Source organism: Alteromonas sp. V450, assembly GCF_001885075.1.
Lineage (GTDB): Bacteria > Pseudomonadota > Gammaproteobacteria > Enterobacterales > Alteromonadaceae > Alteromonas.
Map to the genome: position 1 here is coordinate 3629058 of NZ_MODU01000004.1, position 25021 is coordinate 3654078.

22 protein-coding genes and 1 tRNA gene are annotated in these 25021 nt (G+C 44.4%); 16 read left to right on the plus strand and 7 right to left on the minus strand.

The genetic code is table 11. From position 1 onward, the window contains the following. Positions 1-144 precede the first annotated feature (144 nt). The 6 genes from arcA to BK026_RS15995 form a co-directional block, all read right to left on the minus strand. Positions 145-852, minus strand: a complete 708-nt coding sequence (gene arcA / locus BK026_RS15970) for a two-component system response regulator ArcA (protein WP_071816736.1) — start codon at positions 850-852, stop codon at positions 145-147. A gap of 155 nt (positions 853-1007) precedes the next feature. Next, positions 1008-2654 carry a sensor histidine kinase gene (locus tag BK026_RS15975; protein ID WP_071817719.1) on the minus strand — a complete coding sequence of 549 codons (1647 nt, stop codon included), beginning with the start codon at positions 2652-2654 and terminating at the stop codon, positions 1008-1010. 117 nt (positions 2655-2771) lie between these two features. Beyond that, a complete protein-coding gene (glgA, locus tag BK026_RS15980) occupies positions 2772-4193 on the minus strand; it encodes a glycogen synthase GlgA (protein WP_071816737.1) in 1422 nt (473 codons plus the stop codon). 81 nt (positions 4194-4274) lie between these two features. Then, complete coding sequence (locus BK026_RS15985; protein ID WP_256253862.1) at positions 4275-5360, minus strand: methyltransferase; 1086 nt, start codon at positions 5358-5360, stop codon at positions 4275-4277. After that, positions 5357-6076, minus strand: coding sequence for a tRNA (guanosine(46)-N7)-methyltransferase TrmB (gene trmB / locus BK026_RS15990; RefSeq protein ID WP_071817720.1), 720 nt, complete (start codon positions 6074-6076; stop codon positions 5357-5359). The genes BK026_RS15985 and trmB overlap by 4 nt, the downstream gene beginning before the upstream one ends. Positions 6077-6167: 91 nt before the next feature. Then, on the minus strand, positions 6168-6872 hold the full coding sequence (locus BK026_RS15995) for an alpha/beta fold hydrolase (protein ID WP_071816739.1): 705 nt from the start codon (positions 6870-6872) through the stop codon (positions 6168-6170). 132 nt (positions 6873-7004) lie between these two features. On the opposite strand from BK026_RS15995, the gene mutY reads away from it, so the two are divergent. From mutY to BK026_RS16010, 3 genes are all read left to right on the plus strand, one after another. Next, positions 7005-8072, plus strand: a complete 1068-nt coding sequence (mutY, locus tag BK026_RS16000; protein ID WP_071816740.1) for an A/G-specific adenine glycosylase — start codon at positions 7005-7007, stop codon at positions 8070-8072. Between the two features lie 59 nt (positions 8073-8131). Beyond that, a complete protein-coding gene (locus BK026_RS16005; RefSeq protein ID WP_071816741.1) occupies positions 8132-8404 on the plus strand; it encodes an oxidative damage protection protein in 273 nt (90 codons plus the stop codon). Between the two features lie 151 nt (positions 8405-8555). Then, a tRNA-Phe gene (locus BK026_RS16010) sits at positions 8556-8631 on the plus strand. 166 nt (positions 8632-8797) lie between these two features. On the opposite strand, the gene BK026_RS16015 is transcribed toward BK026_RS16010, so the two are convergent. Next, positions 8798-9616, minus strand: coding sequence for a hypothetical protein (locus BK026_RS16015; protein ID WP_071816742.1), 819 nt, complete (start codon positions 9614-9616; stop codon positions 8798-8800). A 319-nt stretch (positions 9617-9935) separates the two neighbouring features. Here BK026_RS16015 and BK026_RS16020 point away from each other — a divergent pair, with 319 nt between their 5' ends. The 13 genes from BK026_RS16020 (at position 9936) to BK026_RS16080 (ending at position 25019) form a co-directional block, all read left to right on the plus strand. Then, positions 9936-10622: a hypothetical protein gene (locus BK026_RS16020; RefSeq protein WP_071816743.1), complete on the plus strand. Its 687-nt coding sequence runs from the start codon at positions 9936-9938 to the stop codon at positions 10620-10622. Positions 10623-11489: 867 nt separating this feature from the next. Next, complete coding sequence (locus BK026_RS19970) at positions 11490-12161, plus strand: methyl-accepting chemotaxis protein (protein WP_256253943.1); 672 nt, start codon at positions 11490-11492, stop codon at positions 12159-12161. A 56-nt stretch (positions 12162-12217) separates the two neighbouring features. Further along, the gene (locus tag BK026_RS16030) at positions 12218-12583 is read left to right on the plus strand and encodes a response regulator (RefSeq protein WP_071816745.1); all 366 of its coding nucleotides are present in this window, start codon (positions 12218-12220) and stop codon (positions 12581-12583) included. A gap of 38 nt (positions 12584-12621) precedes the next feature. Then, on the plus strand, positions 12622-14796 hold the full coding sequence (locus BK026_RS16035; protein ID WP_071816746.1) for a chemotaxis protein CheA: 2175 nt from the start codon (positions 12622-12624) through the stop codon (positions 14794-14796). Continuing rightward, entirely contained in the window at positions 14793-15296 is a 504-nt protein-coding gene (locus tag BK026_RS16040; protein ID WP_071816747.1) for a chemotaxis protein CheW, read from the plus strand. Before BK026_RS16035 ends, BK026_RS16040 begins: the two co-directional genes overlap by 4 nt. Before the next feature lie 51 nt (positions 15297-15347). Continuing rightward, positions 15348-18251 carry a methyl-accepting chemotaxis protein gene (locus BK026_RS19920; RefSeq protein WP_083575105.1) on the plus strand — a complete coding sequence of 968 codons (2904 nt, stop codon included), beginning with the start codon at positions 15348-15350 and terminating at the stop codon, positions 18249-18251. 3 nt (positions 18252-18254) lie between these two features. Continuing rightward, entirely contained in the window at positions 18255-19085 is an 831-nt protein-coding gene (locus tag BK026_RS16050) for a CheR family methyltransferase (RefSeq protein WP_071816748.1), read from the plus strand. Between the two features lie 13 nt (positions 19086-19098). After that, positions 19099-19728 (plus strand): chemoreceptor glutamine deamidase CheD, encoded by a 630-nt coding sequence (cheD, locus tag BK026_RS16055; RefSeq protein WP_071816749.1) that lies wholly within the window; start codon positions 19099-19101, stop codon positions 19726-19728. Next, entirely contained in the window at positions 19703-20749 is a 1047-nt protein-coding gene (locus tag BK026_RS16060; RefSeq protein WP_071816750.1) for a chemotaxis response regulator protein-glutamate methylesterase, read from the plus strand. Before cheD ends, BK026_RS16060 begins: the two co-directional genes overlap by 26 nt. Positions 20750-20916: 167 nt before the next feature. Continuing rightward, complete coding sequence (locus BK026_RS19925) at positions 20917-22128, plus strand: methyl-accepting chemotaxis protein (RefSeq protein WP_071817722.1); 1212 nt, start codon at positions 20917-20919, stop codon at positions 22126-22128. Between the two features lie 64 nt (positions 22129-22192). Next, a complete protein-coding gene (locus tag BK026_RS16070; protein WP_071816751.1) occupies positions 22193-22558 on the plus strand; it encodes a response regulator in 366 nt (121 codons plus the stop codon). A 38-nt stretch (positions 22559-22596) separates the two neighbouring features. Next, positions 22597-24519: a chemotaxis protein CheA gene (locus BK026_RS16075; RefSeq protein WP_071816752.1), complete on the plus strand. Its 1923-nt coding sequence runs from the start codon at positions 22597-22599 to the stop codon at positions 24517-24519. Then, positions 24516-25019 (plus strand): chemotaxis protein CheW, encoded by a 504-nt coding sequence (locus BK026_RS16080; RefSeq protein WP_071816753.1) that lies wholly within the window; start codon positions 24516-24518, stop codon positions 25017-25019. The genes BK026_RS16075 and BK026_RS16080 overlap by 4 nt, the downstream gene beginning before the upstream one ends. Positions 25020-25021: the final 2 nt, after the last annotated feature.

Consider the following 25021-nt stretch of genomic DNA (forward strand, 5'->3'; position numbering starts at 1 on the left):
TTATGCCGCCACTAGAAAGGACAAATTGTTTCTAAGCGCTGCTTTGAAACGTATCCGTGTTTCAGCAAAAGTGAAAAAAGATTCAAATACAAAAAAGCCGCTACGTCGCGGCTTTTGTTTAATTCGAAATTTGTTAAGGCAGACTTAGCCGTCTACCTGACCGCAGAAACGGTAGCCCTCACCATGAATGGTGACAATCAATTCTTCGTCTGTTGGATCTGACTCGAAGTGCTTACGAATACGACGAATCGTTACGTCTACTGTACGGTCATTCGGACGAAGTTCACGTCCCGTCATCTCCATGATAAGCTGCTCACGGGTAAGGATCTTACCTGGATTGCTCAAGAAAAGGTGAAGAGCACGGAATTCGCTGCGTGGTAAACGGAACTCTTTTCCGCTAGGTGAAATCAATGAACGGCTATCACCGTCAAGTGTCCAACCGTTAAAGCTTACACGGCTTGGTAAATCGTCGTCTTCTGAAGAGTTGGTAGTACGAGACAGTAAGTTGCGCGCGCGAATAGTCAACTCACGAGGGTTGAACGGCTTAGTCAGATAGTCGTCTGCACCAATTTCAAGACCTAGGATACGGTCAACATCGTTATCACGACCCGTAAGGAAAATGAGGCCCACGTTTTTGCGGTCACGTACTTCACGTGCCAGAATTAGCCCGTTTTTGCCTGGTAAGTTAATATCCATAATCACCAAATTGATAGCGTGATTCTCGAAGAAATCATGCATCTGCTCACCATTTTCGGCTTCAAATACATTATACCCTTCCGCTTCAAATAAACTCTTAAGCGTGGTGCGGGTTACCACTTCATCTTCAACAATTAACACATTTGGCGTCTGCATGGTGTTCTACACTCTTTCTAAAAAAACGATTTAAGCAACTTACTGGTTAAATTTTAATATTCGCACACTTGATTGCAAGTAACTTGTGAATATTCTTACTGTTAAGGTATTGGGGTTAGCCAACAAATATCAAGAAAAGTTCATACTTTATACAGCTAGTCCGATGAATTAGCATTAACAACGGGAAATATAATAACAAATTCCACGCCGTTACCTTCTTCACTCGTCAGCGATATCGAGCCGTTCAATGCTTGAGTCACTAAGTTATACACTAAGTGCATACCCAGCCCAGAACCACCCTGACCGCGTTTCGTTGTTACGAAAGGGTCAAATATTCGCTTGCGAATTTCAGGAGGAATTCCTTTCCCATCATCGGTGTAAACTATCTTAAGTTTACTTTTATTCACTAATTCGGCTGATATGTTTATCGTGCCGGAATCAATATGTTCAAACCCATGAATAACCGAATTCATTATTAGGTTAATCAAAATCTGATTTATAGGGCCAGCCTTTGTATCAACAATTAAGGTAGGGTCGCAATCTACGTTGATTTTATGCTTTAATTTTTTAAGTCTAGGCTGCAAGGACAATAGTATCTCATTAACTAGCTGCTCGACGCAAAAACTTCGACTAGATTCTGACGATTGATCCACGGCTACCTGTTTAAAACTGCTTATTAGCTCTGCGGCGCGATTCAAATTGCGATAAATGATGTTTAAATTTTCATTACTCTCGTCTATGAAGCGCTTCATGGCACTGGCTTTCAGTGTTTTATTTTCGAAGTCCTGTTGGATAACAGCAAGACGGTCTAGCATCATGGTAGACGCTGTTACCCCAAGCCCTATTGGCGTATTTACTTCGTGGGCAACGCCCGCAACCATATCACCTAGAGAGGCCATTTTCTCATTCTGAACAATTTGCCGCTGAAATTGATGCAGTTTCTCTAACGTTTGAATAAGTTCTTGGTTTGCATCTTTCAAAGCAACGGTTCTGCTGTTAACCATGTCCTCCAAGCTTGCATTGAGCTTTCTGTGCTGCTCTTCAGATTGTCGCTGCTTCTGCACATACTCTTGCATGCGTAATAGAAGTATATTTAATGCATCAGCGAGCATGTCGAGTTCCCGAACGTCATATCCCTGGGCGCGTGCAGAGTAGTCGCGATGTCTGGAGGTTTTCTGTAGAAAATTTGATATTTTTTCCACTGGACCAGTAACTTTACGCTGCATACGGACGGCAAACATAAAGCTGATGATTAGAAGCGCAATGACAACAAAAACATTCAAGAAGATTGAGCGACCAACAAGTGCATTAAAATTTTCTGCAGAGACACGAAGATAAACCCATCCCAGCTGAATATTTGATTCACTATCGTATACTTTTGTACTCAGCTCAAGGTAACGACCTTTGTCAGACAGTACAGGTGCCATTTCTAATACCTGCAACTGGTTCTCTTTCCCACCAGTCAACAGCTGACCTTGTTTGTTGAAAGAGGCAAAATAGTCTGGAGTGGATGTGGAGCGATCGACTTTGTACACATGTGCATTAAGAACCTGATTTGCCGCTGCGAGATTTCCCAAGGCAATTTCTAATCGCTCTTCAGTATCGTCGTACAGGTATGGAGCTGAACTACTTGCAATGAGTTTTGCAAGCATGATTGCGTTTGACTCAAGCTCATGACGATAGGTTTTTATTTGCATGTGAATAGCCAGGCCGGATAAAACCAACAAAGAAAGGCACGTGATTGACATCACTACCCATAAAAAAAGGCTTCTTATTGAAAGCTTTGCTGCTTTATCCGTCATTATTTTGAGCGCAATCCATTCACGTCTGCTTTGATACAATATTGGCGTAAATTTGTATAAAAATAAAGCCATACAAAAGTAACGCGAAATATTTAGAATACCGAATCGCGATAGTAGCTAAATAATAGTGGAATAGAGTTCGCGATATTGTCTTGCCGATGCTTCCCATGTGAAGCGCGTTCTCATTCCACGTTGTTGCATTTCGCGAAATTTTACGGGGTCTTCGTAATAGGAAAGTAGCGCGCGACGAATGCAGGCCAGCAACGCTTGTGGGGTAGGTTCGTCAAACACAAAGCCAGTACCCAAGTCCTCACTTGCATGGTCAATCACAGTATCTTTAAGTCCGCCAACTGACCTTACTATAGGAATAGTGCCGTAGGCTAAGCTATACATTTGATTTAGACCACAGGGCTCAAACTGTGATGGCATCAAAAAAAAGTCAGCTCCTGCTTCAACCAAATGAGCAAACTCTGAACTAAATCCATTGATAAACGCAAATTGAGTTGGGTGTTGATGAGCGAATTCGCCCAAGTCCATACACACTGTAGGGTCGCCCGTCCCCACAATAACAAACTGGACGTTGTGCTTAATGACTTCATCAAGAATGGGCAGAATATAGCCAAAACCTTTCTGCTCAGTTAGTCTGCACACCATACCAATAAGTGGCACTTTTTCGAGTTGAGGTAGCCCTGATTTTTCTTGTAAAACACTTTTACAAGTTTGCTTTGGATGCAAGTTATCTACGCTGAAACCTTGTGGTAAGAAAGTGTCAGTTTGCGGGTTCCATTGCGTGTAGTCACAGCCGTTGAGAATACCTGTTAAATCGGCGCTTCGCTTTACCAATCGCTCGTGTAGCCCATGACTGCCGAGATCTGTAAGAAGTTCGTTAGCATAGTTTGGGCTTACTGTGGTAATTTTTGTCGCATACTCAATCCCACTTTGAAGCATATTTATATAGCCGCCGTGCACTTGAGATAAAATGTGCGGGTGGTGTCGTAAAAAAGGGATACTTTCTAATCTGTGAACGCCCTGAAATGCCGCATTATGTATTGTGAACACAGTTTTGGTGTTGGAAAAAAAACCTGATTTATCCGTTTCTAATAAAAATGGGAGCATCGCGGTATGCCAGTCGTGGCAATGAATTATGTCGGGCTTATTATCCATTGCTCTCAAAGCATGTAGCACCGCGCCACTAAAGAAACTAAATCGTTCACCATTATCTTCGTATGCATCATAAGCATCTGAGTATAAGCCGCCGCGCATGAAAAACTCGGGCAAGTCTATAAAGTACAGGTCGATTTGATTCCATTTTAAATGGCGTATATCAAAGTGATAAACCTGACCCTCAGTGAACAGCGTCTGTTTTTCTGTAGCGCAGGGCAACGCCAGTTGCTCAGCGAGGGCCTTATAGTAAGGCATAAAAATCGACACATTTTCGCCAAGCGCTTTAAGCGCTATGGGCAACGCCTTTCCTACGTCAGCTAGGCCTCCCGTTTTTACCAATTCTTCAACTTCTGAAATAGCAAATACAATATTCACAGAAAAGTCCTCTTAGGGCACGGAGCATTAGAAACGAGCTGGCAATGACGTTACCGTAGCACAAGCTTACTTACTTTTTAATCATAACGTGGCGTGGTAAACAGAAAACTGTGAGGTTTGTGCTGTTGTAAAAACGGTCTGAAAGTGCTCTGAAAGTAAACCAGGATAAGGTAGAAAGCGATTTGCAACCATTTGGATATTGCCGTTAGGCGTAAGTATAGCCTTCGCGTCGGTGATAAACCGCTTCGTTATCGTATAGTCCGTTTTAATGCCAGTGTGAAACGGAGGGTTGGTGACAATATGTTGAACCTTTCCCTTGATACCCTCTAGCCCGTTGGCAGCGTGAAGCGTAGCCGCGAGTTGATTTTCGGCTAAAGTTAATGCGCTGCAGTACACGGCAATTGCGCTAACATCTGTAAGCCTTAACTTCAAATGCGGGAACTTTAGCATTAGAAAGCTCGCAATTACGCCAGCGCCACAGGCAAAATCAAGCACATCACCTTTCATCGAATTAGACAGCTTGTCCAAAAGAAGCGCTGTGCCAGGATCTAATTCTTTGTGGCTAAATACGCCTGGTAATGACGCAACTTGCCACTGCAGGTTTTGTACTTCATAGGTGTTTATCTCAGTCCACGCCTGTGGTTCAAATGCGCCATGCTCTTGCTCTACCAACACAGTAATCAGGCTACAGTGACGCGCTGAATCTACTTTTTGTGTAGGTCCGTAATGTTGCATTAGCTTAGCAGCGCTTTTAATTCCGCCCTTGTTTTCACCTACAACGTGAATTCGACCGCCCTTGCCAACCATACCTGCCGCCATTCGAAGCAGCAATTGAAAATGATTTTTGGCTTTGGGTAAGAACACCATAACGTCGGTATGCGACTTTTCTAATAGTGTAAAAGGCGTAAAAATGTGAGTGTGGCTGCCCACTTTTTCGGCAATCTGAAAGCCTTTTTCAGTAATGTCTCTACTATCAAACGTGACGGAAGGAATTGACCCAACACTTTCCGCAAAAACATCAAAAAATTGATGAATCACAGTCACTTCTTTCGTCTTTAATGCGTCTAAAAAGTAAGCATCGGCGGGGTTGATAAATGCCCAACAACCTTGCTCAAAAAGCGAAAGGTTTCTCTCCAGCAGTTGACTTTGAGGAGATAGCATCATCATTCTGTGCGCTCATAAATTAAATCCCAAACACCATGTCCCAATTTTTGTCCGCGTGTTTCAAACTTAGTGATTGGTCGATAGTCCGGACGAGGCACATAGTCGCCGTCAACTGCTGTGTTGCTGTAACCGGCGGCGTTAGTCATGACTTCTAGCATGTGCTCAGCGTATTGCTCCCAGTCAGTTGCCATATGAAAGCAGCCGCCAATGGCTAACTTGGTGCGAACCAACTCAACAAATTCAGGCTGAACGATGCGACGCTTATGGTGACGCTTCTTATGCCATGGATCGGGGAAAAAGAGCTGTAAACGAGACAACGAACCGTCTGGAATCATGTTCTTAAGTACTTCTACCGCGTCGTGTTCCATCACGCGTAAGTTCTCGACGCCTTGCTCTTCGGCAGTAGCCAAACATGCGCCAACACCAGGACGGTGAACCTCAATGCCTATGAAATCTTTATCAGGTGCATTCGCGGCCATTTCAACCAATGACTTACCCATTCCAAAGCCAATTTCCACAATCACGGGGGCATTTCGGCCAAATGTATCTGGTAGCGATAACGGTGCTTCAGCATAGTCTATGCCTTTAGATGGCCAGTGATCTTTCAAGGCTTTTTCTTGTGCTTTGGTTAGCCTACCTTCACGTTTTACGAAGCTTTTTACCTTGCTTACGTATACTCCAGCGGCTTCTGCTTCCGCCTGACTTTTGAATTGCCTCATTTGCAATGCCTTTCTTACCCAATTTTCTGGTGGCGCATTATCCACTTACCCGCGGCTTATGCAACGCTATCGTGGTAAAAATGCTGTAATTTTATACGCTAATTTGTTTTGCAATAATAGACGCAACAACATCGGTTTGCTCAAGTACTAGCATATGCCCAGCATCACTTACGGTATGGAACCGTGCGTTAGGCAACACCCTTTTAAGTTGCAGTATTGCCTCTGCAGGGGCAATTGCATCCTGCTGAGCTGTAATAAACGTTACTGGCACATTGATCTTTGCAAGCGCTTTAACGGTACTTTCTCGTGGCGTGGTAGCTAGCGTGTGATTAAGCAAGGTTGTTTTGCCCAAATCTTGTGCCATCGATTTTACTACGCCAGCCACGTTTTCATCGTTCAAACGTGAAGGGTGTATAAATCGCGCCAGATAAGCATCGTTATCGGGCTTAAAGTGTCCTTGCTTAAGCATGGTAGTCAACTGCTTACGCTTGGCAATTTCTTCTTTTGATAAGCCCTCTGGGTTATAGCCGATTAACGTAACCGAGGCTATATTGGCGGGATTGCGCTGTGCCACCAGTGCAGCTACAAAGCCGCCCATGGAATAACCCACAAGGTGCACTTTTTCGTTTTCGAGAATGCGATCTTCACTGAGTGCTAGCATTTCTTCTAGCGATGCTGCCCATTGAAGTGGCACATAGCGACGTTGTGAGACAGATAGTGCGCGCCAAAGCGGCAGATACACGCGTTCGTCGCAAAGCGTACCGGGGAAAAATAAAACAGGTTGCTGCACAGACACGTGTGCTCCTTAACATTAAACTAGCTAGTTACATGCTACCATAGCGCGCCTCTTAATGATTGGTTTGCTATGCAGAATGTAGCCACGCTTTAATGACAAACGAATATTTAGCAAATACCCATACAGACAATTATGACAGAACAACAATATACCGGTGGCTTTTCTGAGCGAGTGCTCGCATGGTTTGATAAACACGGGCGAAAGCATTTGCCCTGGCAGCAAGAAGTAACGCCCTATAAAGTATGGGTGTCGGAAATTATGCTGCAGCAAACCCAAGTTACCACGGTAATTCCTTACTTTGAACGTTTTATGGCGTCGTTTCCCACCGTACATGATTTAGCGAAGGCATCTCAAGACGACGTGCTTCATCATTGGACGGGGCTAGGCTACTACGCAAGAGCCAGGAACCTCCATAAAGCTGCGAATATGTTGGTAGACAAATACAATGGCGAGTTTCCCTGTACTCTAGAAGAAGTCATGGATTTACCCGGTATAGGGCGCTCAACGGCAGGCGCAATACTGTCGCTGTCACGCAATATGCGCTTTCCTATATTAGATGGCAATGTGAAGCGTGTTTTGGCGCGTTACTACGCAATAAGCGGGTGGCCTGGGCAGAAAAAAGTTGAAAACCAACTTTGGGAAGTGGCTGAGAAGAATACGCCAACCGATCCAGAAGGTGGACGCTGTGCCAACTATACCCAGGTGATGATGGACCTAGGCGCGATGATCTGTACGCGAAGTAAGCCAAAGTGCGACGAATGTCCACTTCAAGCAGACTGTATTGCTTACGCCCAAGGCGCGCAAACTGACTACCCGGGTAAAAAACCGAAAAAGACGCTTCCGGAAAAATCTACCTATATGATGGTGGCCCAGTTTAATAGCCAAGTCTATTTAGAACAGCGTCCTTCAACAGGCCTGTGGGGCGGTTTGTATGGTTTTATCGAGGTACCTTCAATAGGAGAGGGTATTGAGCAATTGACCAAGCGGGGGATCAGTGTTGAAGAGACTCGAGCGCTAGCAGGCTTCCGCCACACCTTCAGTCATTTTCATTTAGATATCACCCCAGTAGTGGCCGTGGTAAACTCTGCTCCAACAAAGCGCGTAGCCGAATCGGCAAATCGTTGGTTTTCGTTGGACGAGCCTATTGAAGTTGGTTTAGCGGCACCTACAACCAAGATTATTCGGCAGTTGATACGTTAGGTATAGTAATTCTAACGTAGTATTTATTGTTAAGCAGATAGCGAACAAAAGGACATAACATGGCAAGAACGGTATTTTGTCGCAAACTTCAAAAAGAAGCAGACGGCTTAGATTTCCAACTTTATCCGGGTGAACTGGGTAAGCGTATTTTCGACAACATTTCTAAAGAAGCATGGGCCGAATGGCAAAAGAAACAAACCATGCTAATTAACGAACATAAGTTAAATATGATGGAGCCGAATGCACGTGCATTCTTAGAAGAAAAAATGTCGGCATACTTGTTTGACGACGTAGAGCCTACGATTGAAGGCTACGTTCCGCCTGAAAAATAAGCAAAAAAGCATTTTTTGAGCAAACAATGCGCAAACAGTAATAAAAGCGCAAAAAAAGCGAGAAAAACGGTTGACTTGTGAAGGCGAAAACCGTTTAATACGCACCCACAGCAGGACGGGCAGCAAACGCCTAGAACGCTAACAAGTTTCAGCCTCGATAGCTCAGTTGGTAGAGCAGCGGATTGAAAATCCGCGTGTCCCTGGTTCGATCCCGGGTCGAGGCACCATCATTTAAGCCCTTGCAGAAATGCGAGGGCTTTTTTGATTCTGGCGGTTGAAAAAACAGGCACACGCAAACGTGCCCCTGCGGCTGCGCCGCGCGTTACAATCCCGGGTCGAGGCACCGTCAGTGAACTATTTAGCAAAGTTCTTTTTTAAAGAATGTTTAAAAAATTAGTTAAATTCAAAGCGTTTTTGAACAGTCACTCTAAAAATGGCCTTATCGACCTCTGAGTGTTTTGTTCTAGATAACGTAAGGTAAAAGCCCTCTCTATCAGTTACAACGTTATCGTCAAAACTTAGTACTGACAAGGGGAACGAAACGCCAAATTCAGTTGCATGTCCATCGTCTAGAATTTCTGTGAAGTCAACGCTCTTTCCTTCATCAGACGTGTCAAAAGTTCGGAATTCTGAAAATAGTATTACTTTATTAAAGCTATAAGAAGCAAAAGCACTAAGCCCGTAGACTTCAGCATCTACGTCAATAATATTTGAAGAGCCTTGTTCAGCGCTAATTGCATCTGTAGAGAGCAAAGAATAAAAGCCTCCTAGCGAAAAGTCCCAATTGTTATACGACACTCTATAAGATAAATCGAACTCTATGTTGCCTCCGTCGGCAACATATTCGCTGATTATTTGGTCATTAGACTCTGTCGGATTCTCAAAGTCGCTAACTTCGATTCCTGAATTAGCTGTAAACTGAAACAGAAAATAGTTATCGAAAAATGGAGTGTCTTGACCCTTGTAAGTTCGGGTGAAAAGCGAATTGGAACGAGTGAATAAAGTTATAGCAGGCTTTAAAGTATTATCATCAACAGTCAATTGAGGTTGAAGCTTTAAGTCGTAAGCTTCACTCTCAGCATCGACAACATTTCCGTCTTTGTCTACCTCTGGAATATCATATTTGGGTATAACTGATTTTACATTGTTAGCGTAGGTGTGAGTTGTAAATGTAAAAAGTAACACCAATAATGCGTTTTTAAAAATTTTCATGATTGTTTCTCCAATGTAAGTTAACTACTCAGGATAACAACCAAACCTCTACATCCTTGTAGTGTGTGATAATTCTTCATAAAGTATCTATTATTAATAAGCTTTTGTACATAAAATAATCAGACCGTGGTCGTGACAACTTGGCTTTATTTTTCAGTAGCAAACTAGTGTTGTAGTAAAGCAATGATTGTTAATGGGTAACTTAGCGAAGAATATACCTGCGCTTAACAACGAAGCTGAAGTTTAATTCGCTGGTATTAACATGACTGGCTTATTGAAAGTCATTGATAAAGTTAAACTACGCAAGTGAAAAACTATTATGCTAATGTTTTATTCACATATCGTTTCTAAGTTTTTGCTTATGCGTTTAGCCAGTTTAATCACCTTCACTGTTGCGCTGCTGCTAATGCCTATGAGTAGTCAGGCAAAAACGGTAGACGTTCTCGCTATTGAGTATCCGCCATTTATGACGTCTGAAGAACCAGATAACGGCATCGCTTTTGAACTGCTTGAAAAAGCCGCGTTCAGCGACGCGATAACATGGCGAGCCCTGTTCGTACCGCCGGCGCGAGCGGCAGCCATCATCCGCTCTGGCGAATGGTGCGCGAGTTTCTACCCAGCAGTTGAAGGTATTGAGTCACAGTCAATTGTTTTATCAAAAAGTAAAATTAGCGTTGGTTTGGTGCGCTTGGCAGAAAAAAGTACATTCGTTTGGCAATCACTCAATGACCTGGCTGGCGAAAGCGTTGCGCTATTGCGAACAAAAGAGGATGCTGCTTTTGCGCAACAATTTACCGATGCTGGCTTTCGCATCGTGTTTGTTGAAGACATTGAAACGGGCATTCGTCTAGTAAGAAGTAATCGTGTAGATTATGCCTTAAGTGACAATTTGTCGTTTGCTCAGCAAAATGATGATGCGCTACAGTTTTCGAAAAGTGCGCTCGTTGTCACTCCTGTTACACTTTACCTCAATCCCATCTGCGACATTTTTGGACCGTTAGACTAGCTGCACTCGTAAAGCCGAATATCAGTGTAAGTGTCAATATTCTTTGTCTTGTAATTAGCAAGTTCGACACAAATGGCAGCGAAAACGCTTTTTTAATAAAAAACTTATGCATGTTCTTGCCTACTTTTCAAAATGGGTACTACGCTTTAGTCATAGGTACAGAGGCAGTCCGACATAACTTTGTTATCTAATTTTATCAACAAGACTATGTACCTGTTTGCAGGGGGAGGTCTGTCGTTTGGCGTTTACTCTTAATGTGCGAAACGCATTGTAATTAGCTAACAAATAACGAGCTTAAATAGGAATTAGCGTAGAAAGCTTTGAGCGGATACGTTTTTCCCGAGGAGAGTTTTTTTGTCATTTAATAACTTACCTTCAATGCAGCAAGGGGCCATAAAAAACGTATTGGTGCTTTCAGCGGTGGGGATCGCTGTTTCATGGGGGCTATTCTTTTTTGCATCTGCACTTAGTGCGCTAGCGGTGTTAACCGGTGTGCTTGTGTTCAGTTTTTTTGTTTACGCAAAAACTATGAGCGAAGATGAACAGATTTATCCCGATAGCAAATTGCCCGAACAAAACGGGCCACCTGAAAGCGCAGATATCGAAAAAGCCAGTGAAGAACTGTCTCTTTCTTTGGGTAAATGTGATAGCAACTTGTCTTCTATTAAATCTACGCAAGACGATGCAGTTGAAACCTTGTCACAAGCTTTTAGCAGTTTAAAGGCACTTGTGGCACAGCAAACACAATGTATTGATGCATTACTTAGCGTTGATGCTACGCAAACACAGTCCTACTCCGAACGCATGCGTACTTTTGCGCAAGAAACTGACGGAACGTTAACCCAATTTATCGGTTCAACCGAGCAAATGTCTTCGTCGACAAAACATCTAATGGAGCAAGTGCAGACTATTCAGCAGGCAATGCCCACGGTTATAGATGCGCTTAGCGGTATAGATGACATTGCCGCGCAAACTAACTTATTGGCGCTAAACGCTGCAATTGAAGCTGCTAGAGCGGGCGAGGCTGGTCGGGGTTTTGCGGTTGTGGCCGATGAAGTGCGCGCGTTATCAACTCGCTCAACTCAGTTTAGTGACGTCATTAAAACTCAAGTCGAGAACATTCGTAGTTTGGTAGACAAGCTTACCGACACAGCAGAATTTGTAGCCTCACAAGATATATCTCAAGTTGTTAATGCTAAATCACACATTAGTGAACAACTGGCCGAAATCATCAGAAAGGCAGAAGCAGATCTTGTCACTACAAAACAAATTGAAGATATAGGGGCACAGCTTGATGAGTCGATCAACGCGGCCATCAGAGGTATGCAATTTGGTGATATTAATGGCCAGCATATTCAGTATACCCAAGATATGATCACGTTCATTTTAGAGCAGTTGGCGACATTGAATGCTAACAATATCGACAGTTTCGTCAGTGCATTAAACGAGTATCAAAAAGGGATTGCTGCCAAAGGTAAAAATGATCATAACCCAGTATCAGCAACGTCTATGGACGCTGGGGAAGTTGAATTGTTCTAAGCTAAAAAGGAACAGGAAGCACCGTCAGTAACGACATAGTCTGGAGAAGTGAGCATATGAGCAAACACATTTTGGTTGTCGACGATTCGGTGTCGATTCGTCAAATGGTAGAAATGACCCTCAAGGGAGCAGGCTACACCGTGACCACAGCCCAAGATGGGCAAGAAGCGCTCGATAAATGTAAAAGCCAGCAGTTTAACTTTGTACTAACCGATCAAAATATGCCTCGCATGGATGGGTTAACCTTAATTAAAAACTTGCGCAGCTTGGGAGCATATAGCAGGACCCCAGTTGTAATGCTTACCACCGAAGCTGGCGACGATATGAAAGCAAAGGGCAAAGCAGCAGGCGCCACTGGCTGGATGGTTAAACCTTTTGACCCAAACAAACTGCTTGATGTCACTAAGCGGGTTTTAGGTTAAGCACAACTTTTCATACTTTAAGTCTGGAAGGATTCAGAATGAGCATCGATATTGAACAGTTCCATAGTGTATTTTTCGACGAGAGTGACGAGCATCTCGACGATATGGAACAGCTGTTGATGAATCTGGACGTAGAGTCCCCTGATCCTGAAGAGCTAAATAGCATTTTTCGCGCCGCCCATTCGATTAAAGGTGGTAGCGGCATTTTCGGCTTTAATGCGTTAATGAATTTAACGCATGTGATGGAGAACTTGTTAGATAAAGCCCGTAACAATGAACTCAATGTAACGGCTGAAATTGTTAACGTGCTTTTAGAGACCCTCGACGTTTTAAAAGACACCTTAAACGCCTACCGTGATGAAACTGAAATTCCACAAGAAAGCATCGATGAGCGCATAGATATACTTAACGGTGTGATTAACGGGCAACCCATAGATGCTGACTCAATTGGTAATAATGAGGCACCTGAAGTAAGCGCGAGCGCACAAAGCGAAAGTGAACAGGACGATAGTTTTGGTTTCTTTGACGACGAAATTACTCAGGCTAATGACACCTCTGACGATGGCTTTGGCTTTTTTGATGATGAGCCTGGTTCCAGTCAACTTGTTGAGAATAAGCAAGACAACGACGATAGTTTTGGTTTTTTTGATGATGTAACTGAAACAGTCGACCAAAATCGCGGTGAAAAGCCTTTGTTATCACAGCAAAACGACGACGGCTTTGGGTTTTTCGATGAGGAAGAAACATCTAACAATAGCACTGCCCCTCACGCAGTAAAATCTGAGGCAGCAAACGCCGAAAGCACTAAAAAAGAGGAAAGCCAAGGTTTTGGTTTTTTTGAAGACGTACCCTCAGCTAGCAACATTAATACTGCACTAGATAAGCCCAGCGATAGCAACGCGCAAAATGTAAGCGAACGACCAAATTCAACAACTGTAACTAACGATGGTCAGGCCACAAAGAATGGCGCTGTGCCTACGCCAGCTAAAACAGCAGCAAAGTCTTCTGCAAAGAAAAGCGCAGCCCGTGAATCGGCCTCGATACGTGTAGATACCACTAAAATCGATGCCATGGTTAACTTAGTGGGCGAACTGGTTATCACCCAATCCATGCTGTCTATGATTGGGCAAGACGTTGAAGGTCAAGTGGGTGAGCGGCTACAGCTTGCTATTGATGAGCTACAGCGAAACACCCGGGAAATTCAAGAGTCGGTCATGTCTATGCGCATGCTGCCGCTAACCGCAACCTTTAATCGTTTCCCGCGTTTAGTCAGAGACTTAGCAGGCAAGTTGGGTAAGCAGGTAGAGCTGGTGCTTCAGGGCGGCAGCACAGAAATTGATAAAAGTTTAATTGAAAAGATTGTCGACCCCCTTACCCATCTCGTGCGCAATAGTATTGACCACGGTATAGAAATGCCCGACAAACGCGTCGCTGCTGGCAAGCCAGAGAAAGGCACGGTTATTCTAAGTGCCGAACAAAAAGGCGGTAGCATTATTATCAGCATTATCGATGATGGCGGCGGTCTTCATCGCGACAAGATTCTTGCTAAAGCGCGAAGTAATGGGCTTGCCGTATCTGATGATATGCCTGACTCAGAAGTGTGGCAGCTTATATTTCAACCTGGATTTTCAACAGCCGAAGCCATTACCGATGTCTCGGGAAGAGGGGTAGGTATGGATGTGGTGCGCCGCAATATCGAGTCTATTGGTGGACGTATCGATATTGAATCGAGCGCTGGTGAAGGCTCAGCTTTCTTCATTCACTTACCCCTTACGCTAGCTATTGTCGATGGCATGTGTGTGTCGGTGGGTAAGCAAATCTTCGTGATCCCACTTTTAAACATTATTGAATCCTTCCAGCCAACTAAGCAACAGCTGAAAACCTTGGGCAACGACACTGTACTTTATATTCGAGATCAATACTGGCCTTTGGTCCCTCTTTACGACTTCATGGAAGTGGAAGGCGCTGCACTTTCTCCCACTGAAGGCATTGTGGTGTTACTTGAAAGCAGTAAAAAACGCTTTGGTGTTTTGGTTGATGCGCTTGTTGGTCAGCAGCAGGTCGTCATTAAAAGTCTAGAGGAACACTACCGCAAAGTGGCTGGAATAGCGGGGGCAACCATTATGGGTGACGGTAAAGTCGCACTAATTATCGATGCAGACTCCATTGCTACAACTTATACCTCCAGTCAAATAGAGGAGTTACTTTCATGAGTGAAACTGCCTTGCATCAAGCGGTTACTGGCGGACAAGACAAAGAATACTTGAGTTTTGTGCTTGGCGATGAGCATTACGCTTTGGACATCACCACAGTAAAGGAAATTAGAGGGTACGAACAAGTTACCAAAATTGCGAATGCGCCAGCCTTCATAAAAGGCGTGATTAATTTGCGTGGTGACATCGTTCCTATCGTGGACTTGCGTATTAAGTTTAACGTAGGTGAGGCCACATATAACGACTTCACAATAGTGATAATGCTGAACATTCAAGAGCGTATTGTTGGCATCGTGGTAGATGGTGTATCCGATGTTATTCGCTTGTCTGAAGACCAAGTACTTCCGCCACCAGAGTTTGGCGTAGCTTTTGACAGCAGGTATCTACACGGCTTAGCTGATGTAGATGAAAACATGGTCATTCTGGTGAACATAGAAAGTTTAATTACCAGCGAAGAGCTGGGTTTAGTCGCACCTGAAAGCGTAAAAGACGACGCGTAGTTACAAGGTCCTTCACTAAACACAAACACCTGACATTGGGAACTATTAGTTATGGGCGTATTTAATTTTCTTAACGGCGAAGAGTTAAAAATAGCGAAGCACGACGCGCTATTGAAGTCGAATATTCTAAAGGCCAGTGCCTCAAACTTGTTGGTTATCGACAAGTCGGGGGTTATTCACTTTCACACTCCCGCATTCCTGCGTATGGCAAAAGCCTACCCCAAAGACTTTTCTGTCAACGAGGGCGAATCTACACTAGTTGGCAAGCACATAGATGACATCGCTATTGGTTCTAATACGTCAGAAAATCCGTCTTATTTGCTCACACATGCTAGAGGGGATGACAAGCTGCTTGTTGTCCTTGCTGACCATAGTTTTTGTGTAAGTTCAGCTGCAACTACAATAGACGAGAACGGTACTCAGCTTTTCGTCACACAGTGGCAGGACAATACTGAAAACAGACGTAATAAAGGTATGGTCGATGCCATTATGCGAAGCCAAGCGGTGATATCGTTTACTACAGACGGCGAAATTTTGTCTGCTAACGGTAACTTTTTATCCGCAATGGGTTATAGCGAAAGCGAGGTGGTGGGAAAGCACCATCGTATTTTCGTTGACAGTGATTACGCACTAAGCGACGAGTATAGAGTGTTTTGGCAGAAGCTAAAAAGCGGTGACGTTCATAGCGGTGAGTTTTGTAGAATAAACAAGCAAGGCGAAGAAGTGTGGATCCAAGCAACCTATAATCCCGTGTTTGATGAAAAGGGTGAGGTAGATTACATCATCAAGTTTGCCTCTGATATTACGGCGCAAAAACAAAAAAATGCGGATTACGAAGGGCAAATCACAGCCATTAATAAATCACAGGCCGTTATCGAGTTTGATCTTGAGGGGAACATTTTAAATGCCAATGAAAATTTCCTCGCCGCAATGGGTTATAGCCTGTTAGAAATTAAAGGGCAGCATCACAGTATGTTTGTCGACCCAAGCCATAAATTAAGCGCTGAATATGCCGCTTTTTGGCAAAGCTTAAAAGCCGGAGAGCACAGCGAAGGAGAATACAAACGCATTGCAAAGGGCGGCAAAGAAATATGGATACGCGCATCTTACAATCCCATCTTTGATAGTACCGGTAAGCCATTTAAAGTGGTTAAGTTTGCTACCGATGTAACCCAAGACAAATTAAAAAATGCGTATTTTGAAGGGCAAATTAACGCTATCAGTAAATCGCAGGCGGTCATTGAGTTTGATGTAGATGGCAACATCATTACCGCAAACGATAATTTCCTTAACACTATGGGTTACCGCCTAGACGAAATTAAAGGTAAACATCATCAACTATTTGTAGATGAAGAAACCCGGCAGTCAGAGTCGTACCAGCGTTTTTGGTCTGAACTTAAGGCAGGTAAGTTCTTTTCAGGAGAATTTAAGCGCATAAGCAAGTCAGGTAAAAGTGTTTGGATCCAAGCCTCTTATAACCCTATAGAAGACATGAATGGCAACCCGTTCAGAGTAGTTAAATACGCAACCAACATCACTGAAGACAAGTTGAAAAACGCTTATTTTGAGGGCCAGTTGAACGCCATTAGTAAGTCTCAGGCGGTTATTGAATTTGATCTTGAAGGCGTTATTTTAAACGCGAACAGTAATTTCTTAGCGGCGATGGGGTACACCCTTGATGAAGTAAAAGGAAAGCACCACAGTATTTTTGTAGATCCTGCTTTTAAAAACAGTCCAGAATACGCGGCATTCTGGGAGCAGCTGCGCCAAGGCGTTTATGCAAGCGGTGAATATAAGCGTTTCAATAAATCAGGAAAACCAGTTTATATCCAAGCCTCTTACAACCCAATTTTAGACCAAAACGGCAAGCCGTTTAGAGTAGTGAAGTACGCCACAGATGTAACAGGAAGAACGTTAGCTGTTGAAAGCATTAAGTCTATTATGGCTAGCCTTACAGACGGTGATTTGCTGAAAACAATAGAGGAGCCATTAGAAGGCGACTTTAAGGTGCTTGGCGAATCTATTAATCACTTTATTGGTGAACTGCGCGACACCATAGTGAAAATTCACACCGCTGTGGAAACCATCGATACGGCTTCAAATGAAATCGCCACTGGCAACGCTGATTTGTCTAGTCGTACCGAGCAGCAAGCGTCTAGCTTAGAAGAAACAGCCTCTGCCATGGAAGAGTTGACGGGCACAGTGAAGCTAAATGCAGAGAATGCCGATCAAGCAAAAGGCTTGGCCAGCCAGGCATCAGAAGTAGCATCAGAGGGCGGCAAGGTTATTGAACAAGTGGTGCATACCATGGGTGAAATCAACGACTCTGCTCAGCGCATATCAGATATCATTGGTGTTATCGACGGCATTGCTTTTCAAACCAATATTCTTGCGCTAAACGCAGCGGTTGAAGCAGCAAGAGCGGGCGAGCAAGGTCGTGGGTTTGCCGTCGTTGCTTCTGAAGTCAGAACGTTGGCACAGCGCTCTGCCGAAGCGGCAAAAGACATTAAGGCGCTAATCTCTGCGTCGGTTGATAAAATTGGCGATGGCAATGTATTGGTGAATAAGTCTGGCGAAACCATGGCTAATATCGTCACTGCAATTAAACGTGTTAACGACATTATGTCTGAAATTGCTGCGGCATCATCTGAGCAAGCCACCGGAATACAGGAAGTGAGTAATGCGGTAGTTCAAATGGACGAAATGACCCAGCAAAATGCTGCATTAGTTGAGCAGGCAGCGGCGGCTGCCGACAGCATGAGACAGCAGTCAGGCGAACTTGCGCAGCGGGTATCGGTTTTCAAAGTAGGAAATAATCGAAAGGCCGAGCAGGCCTCTGAGGTACGCTCTTTAAACGGCAGTCATGCAGTACCCAAAGAGCGCGAAGTGCCAAAGCAGCGAATTAAAGCGCTTAATCCAGCCGCACCGGATGCGTCGGACTGGGAGGCATTTTAGTGTATGTCAGCAATACACAGCACGGAAGCGCAAAGGGAATTTCCATATAGCCGAAGAGACTTTGAACGGGTTAAAAGCCTGCTATTTAAACAAGCTGGCATTAATTTAGCCGACTCTAAAGATGCAATGGTCTATAGCCGCTTAGCTAGGCGGCTACGCACGCTCAATATTCACAGTTTTAAAGAGTACCTGGCGTATGTAGAAAGCTGTAAAGATGAAATGGAACACTTCATTAATGCGCTCACTACCAACCTCACGGCATTTTTTAGAGAGCCCCATCATTTTGAAGCATTAGCTAATTACCTTCGAAGTCGCCCTCAAACGAAGCGAATTTGGTGTGCGGCAAGCAGCACGGGTGAAGAACCATACAGTATTGCAATGACGGTTGCGTCTGTGTATGGCACCTTTACGCCAAACATTCAAATACTCGCCACAGATATCGACAGTAAAGTATTGCAGAAAGCTCGCCAAGGTATTTATGCCCAAAACAGCATCAGCCAGCTTTCCCACGATTATAAAACCCAGTTCTTCTACAAAGGTAAAGGCACACAAGCCGGAAGGGTCAGGGTGGTGGATGAGTTAAGAAAAATGGTGCAGTTCGAATCACTAAATTTGATGTCGCCAAACTGGTTTGTAAATGCACCAATAGATGTGATTTTTTGCCGAAACGTCATGATTTACTTCGACCGGCCCACTCAGCGTAAAATATTAGCACGAATGGTGAAATTGATGAGTGCTGACGGCATGTATGTCGCAGGGCATTCCGAAAACTTCACCATGTACCCTGAACTTGTCGCTCCTATGGGGAAAACAATTTACCGACCGGTTGTTTAGAGGGATAAGCAGTATGAGTCAGGATGAAAACCCCATACGATATTTTGATAACCGGCTCCAGAAAGAAGCGGTTAAGATTCTGCCAGGGCAGTACTATGCGACGGCCTCAGACAAAGCACTCGTGACCATTCTCGGTTCTTGCGTAGCAGCATGTATTTTCGATAAAGAAAAGAAAATTGGCGGTATGAATCACTTTATGTTGCCCGACCTTAATTTGACTACCAATCTCGACACCTGCTTAGCTACAAAATATGGCGTGCACGCTATGAATATGCTTATAGATCAGCTTGTTCACTTGGGAGCTCGTCGTAATAAATTGGTAGCCAAAGCGTTCGGTGGTGGAAAGGTGTTACCTGGGTTTGTGCAGCAAGACATCGGGCGAGTCAACGCCGAGTTCGTTCTAGACTATTTAGATAATGCCAACATCCCACTCATAAGCAGCGACTTAATGTCTACCTATGCACGCAAAATTTATTATTTTCCCGCCGACGGCAATGTTTATATGAAGCGAATTCGAGAGTTCCATAATGCCACGCTCTATGAACGTGAGTCTGCGCATCGCGTACTACTCTCTGAGCAAGCCAAAGCCGGTGTCATTTCATTTTCGGAACAGTCACATGCCTATAAAAGTTCTCGTGGTTGATGACTCTGCGTTAATTCGTCAAATACTTTCAGAAATAGTGGCGCAAGCACCAGAGCTATCCTTGGTTGGTGCAGCTCCCGATGCTTACGTAGCTAAGCGAATGGTTCAAGAATTTAGGCCAGATGTTATTACCTTAGATATTGAAATGCCAAAGGTAGATGGCCTACGTTTTTTAGAAGTTATGATGAAAGCAATGCCGACCCCAGTGGTAATGATTTCTACGCTGACTGAGCGAGGGGCCGATGCTACTCTGCGCGCATTGGAATTAGGGGCCGTGGATTTTATAGCAAAGCCAAAATTAGGTGTTGCGCAAGGTATGGCGGAATACGCTGCGATCATCATTGAAAAGATAAAAGCTGCAGCTCACTCCAAGCTAGGTCATCCAACTGAAGCCCGTTGCACTAAGCATGCTTCTATGCGCTACACCGGCACCGAAAAACTCATTGGTATAGGAGCGTCTACTGGCGGAACCGAAGCGATAAAGGATGTCATCATGCATTTTCCTCGCAATGCACCTGCTACGGTAATTTCCCAGCATATGCCGCCGGGCTTCACTACTACCTATGCCAAACGGCTTGATAACCTATGTGAAATAACGGTAAGAGAGGCACAAGGTGGAGAGCGTCTATTGCCGGGATTTGCCTATTTAGCACCGGGTAATAAGCACCTGAAAGTAGAACGAAGTGGCGCAGACTATCGTTTATTGCTTGATGATGGGCCTAAAGTATCAGGGCACAAGCCTTCGGTTGATGTGATGTTCGACTCGCTCGCTGAGCATGCTGGTGGAAATGCGGTGGGGGTACTGCTCACAGGTATGGGGCGCGACGGCGCAAAGGGGTTGAAAAACATGCATACCAAAGGCTCTATCACTTTCTGCCAAGATGAGCAAACCTGTGTGGTGTATGGTATGCCCAAAACCGCAGTAGAAATGAAAGCTGCAAGTTTTATCAAGCCTCTAGAAGACATCTCCGACGCGATACTAGATACCCTTGAAGCCTTAGGTGCAGGAAGTCGGCTTTAAGTGCTTTTCGGGGGCCTCATAACATTAAAAAAATGTCACTAATGTCACCAAAGCAATAGTTTAACAAAAATATTCAAAAGTATAATTGTTGGGGGTCAAAATTAGACCATACTTAGACTGTGTTTTGTGCAGCCGTTTACACGGCAGCAACAGTGAAAGGTGGAATCGTGGTCGCTATTGCATCAAATTATTTAGATAACTTTTTCTCTAGCAAGAGTAACGCGTTTATTGTTGCGTTTTTAATGATGTTAGCGAGCTGGAGCTTGTCTTTTACATCCGTTGCGCATTTAGGCCTTGCTCTTAGTTCAGTCTGTGTCGTTTTTTTGTTATTCGTTTTACTCAAAATAACGACCAATTCGCAAGCTGGTACCACTCACAAACCAAATCAACCTGCTGTTAACCAATCTTGTGTAAACAATACCTCGGCAAGTAACGAGTCGGTGGAGGTTGCAGTGTCTGAAGCAAGCAGCATCCTTACCGTCACTTCTTCGAATATTGCAGACATTTTTTCAACTCAAAGCGATGCAGTGGCTACGTTGAGCGAATCGTTTATTTCACTTCAGGCGCTGCTTGGGCAGCAAGAAGCCAGTATCAACAATCTGCTTAAAGACGATGACAACGACGATTGTGCTTATGCCGATAAAATGCGCACGTTTGCTTCAGATACTGACTCCACACTAACGCAATTTATCGCGTCAACTACCCAAATGACAGACTCTACAAGGGCGTTAGAAACTCAAGTACAAACCATACAGCAGGCAATGCCGACCGTCATTGAAGCCTTAAGCGGAATTGATGATATATCCTCACAAACCAATTTGTTGGCACTTAATGCTGCCATTGAAGCAGCACGTGCTGGCGAGGCCGGCCGCGGATTTGCCGTTGTTGCTGATGAAGTTCGTGCGCTATCAACCCGTTCTACACAGTTTAGCGATGTAATAAAAACCCAAATAGAAAACATCAAATCGCTTATCGACAAACTAACGGAAACCGCTGAAGTTGTTGCGTCTCAGGATATTTCTCACGTGGTTAACGCAAAAGATGCGATTAGCGCACAGCTTAGAGGCATCATCAAAAAAGCAGAATCCGACATACAAGGCGCGAGCGAACTCGAGGCCATCAGACAACAGCTGGCAGACTCAACTGCTGCGGCCATTAGGGGGTTACAGTTTGGTGATATCAATGGACAAAACCTTACTTATACCCGAGAAATCATCGAGTTCGTTATAGAACAGCTGTCAACGCTTAGCCCTGAAAGTGCAAGCCGAGTGCGAGAAAACTTAGAAAACTACCAACACTCGCTGACAGAAAAAGGTCAAGCAGATCACAACCCAGTTTCTGCCACTTCCATGGATGCAGGCGACGTGGAACTTTTTTAGCAGCAAGATAAATATTCGTAAAGAAACGTAAGAGCAACTCTGACAATTCAAAGGTGATTGAATTATGAGCAAAAGCATACTGATTGTGGATGACTCTGTGTCTATTCGCCAGATGGTTGAAATGACACTTAAGTCAGCAAATTACAACGTAACAACGGCCCAAGACGGACAAGATGCGCTAGACAAGTGCCAGGGGACCCGTTTCGATTTCGTTCTTACCGATCAAAACATGCCTCGCATGGATGGTCTCACGCTGATCAAGTCTTTAAGAGGTCTGGCTAACTTTCGTTCGACGCCAATTGTCATGCTAACAACGGAAGCTGGTGACGATATGAAGGCGAAAGGAAAAGCAGCTGGCGCTACAGGATGGATGGTGAAGCCCTTCGATCCGAATAAGCTGCTAGATGTGATGAAACGAGTTTTAGGTTAGTTAAGCGTTGGTTTAAATAGGGCGAATGGGAGTCAATCATGACCATTGATGTAAACCAGTTTCACGGTGTGTTTTTTGATGAGAGTGATGAACACCTTCAAGACATGGAGCAGTTGCTCATGACCTTGGACGTGGATGCTCCCGACCCCGAAGAGTTAAACAGTATCTTTAGAGCGGCGCATTCCATAAAAGGTGGCAGCGGTATCTTTGGCTTCGACGCTTTAATGAATCTTACCCATGTCATGGAAAACCTTCTCGACAAAGCGCGTAACCAAGAAATTCAAGTTACGGCGGATATTGTTGATATTTTTCTACAAACCCTTGATGTACTCAAAGACACCTTATCTGCTTATAAAGAACAAACAGAACTCCCTCAAGAACAAATTGATGCCAGTATTAAAGTACTTGAAGACACGCTTGCAAGCGCATCAGGGCTGCCGGTGCAAGATGCTCAGGACTCTCCCGAACCAAACGCAGAAGATGAAGCCAACGACATTGAGGGTTTTGGTTTCTTTGATGAAGAAGAGACTGCAGCCCAAGAGGAAAGTGAAAATGGCGCGGACGATATAGAAGGTTTTGGGCTCTTCGACGATGAAGCAACTCCTACCAAAGTAAATACTGACGCAGAAGCAAACCGTGACACTAGCAACGTTGATGAAGGTTTCGGTTTCTTCGAACCAGAAAACCTTCCCGTAAAAACAGAGGCCCCCCAGTCTGCCCCACCTAAACAGCCCATTGTGAAGCCGGTAAAAACTAAGCCAAAGGCCGTAGCAAAAGAAGCCGCATCAATTCGCGTAGACACTACCAAAATTGATGCAATGGTTAACTTAGTTGGTGAACTCGTTATCACGCAATCCATGCTTTCTAACGTAGGCCAGGAGGTTGAAGGGCAAGTAGGTGAACGCTTGCAGCTTGCAATAGATGAGCTTCAGCGCAATACCCGTGAAATTCAAGAATCGGTGATGTCTATGCGTATGTTGCCGGTGAATATGACGTTTAATCGTTTCCCTCGCGTTGTGCGCGACCTATCGTCAAAACTGGGTAAAAAAGTCGACTTAGTTATTCAAGGTGGCAACACTGAGATCGATAAGAGCCTTATCGAAAAACTGGTCGACCCGCTCACTCACTTAGTCAGAAACAGTATTGACCACGGTATCGAAAGCCCTGAAAAGCGCCTTGAGGCGGGTAAATCGGAAAACGGTACGGTTATTTTAAGTGCAGAGCAGAAAGGTAGCAGCATTATCATCGGCATTATTGATGATGGAGCAGGCTTGAACAAAGCCCGCATTTTAGAGAAAGCCACCCAAAACGGACTGGCGGTTACGCCCGACATGCCAGACAGTGAAATTTGGCAGCTTATATTCCAAGCGGGTTTTTCTACCGCAGCTGAGGTTACCGATGTATCCGGCCGTGGCGTAGGTATGGATGTAGTTCGCAGAAACATAGAATCGATTGGCGGACGCATTGAAATAGAATCATCGCAGGGTGAGGGCTCAGCATTTTATATCCACTTACCCCTAACGCTTGCCATTGTAGATGGCATGTGTGTTTCGGTGGGCGACCAAATTTTTGTCATTCCGCTACTTAATGTTATCGAATCCTTTCAGCCCACCGCTTCTCAAGTAAAAACACTCGGCAATGATAAAGTGCTGTGGATTAGAGATCAGTATTGGCCGTTAGTGTCGCTTACACAGCTTATGCAGGTTGACGACGGTATTACTGAACCGACCAAGGGCATAGTGGTACTTCTTGAAAGTAGCAAGAAACGCTACGGCGTGCTGGTGGACTCTCTAGTGGGGCAGCAGCAGGTCGTGATTAAAAGCTTAGAACAACACTACAAAAAGGTCGCAGGGATTGCCGGCGCCACCATTATGGGGGATGGCAAAGTAGCCATGATTTTGGATGCCGACTCGGTAGCGGCAAATTGTTCCACTATTCCAAATGAAGAGGTTTCACTATGAGCGAAGCAGCCCTACAGCAAGCCGTAAGTGCGTCGAAAGAGAATGAATTCTTAAGTTTCGTGTTGGGCGAAGAACACTACGCCTTAGACATCACGACGGTGAAAGAAATTCGCGGCTATGAGCAAGTCACTAAGATAGCTAACGCACCAAGCTTTATTAAAGGTGTAATTAATCTGCGTGGCGACATTGTGCCTATTGTGGATCTGCGCATTAAGTTCAACGTGGGTGAAGCCACCTACAACGACTTTACTATCGTCATCATGCTAAACGTTCACGAGCGTATCGTTGGAATTGTCGTTGACGGGGTGTCTGATGTTATTCGTCTTTCCGAAGAAGACATGTTGCCGCCACCAGAATTCGGTGTGGCGTTTGATAGCAAATACCTTCACGGGTTGGCAGATGTCGAAGAACATATGGTTATTCTAGTGAATATTGAGAGCTTAATTACAAGTAATGAATTGGGCTTAGTTGAAACAAAAACACAAGTGGTTGAGGGTTGAAA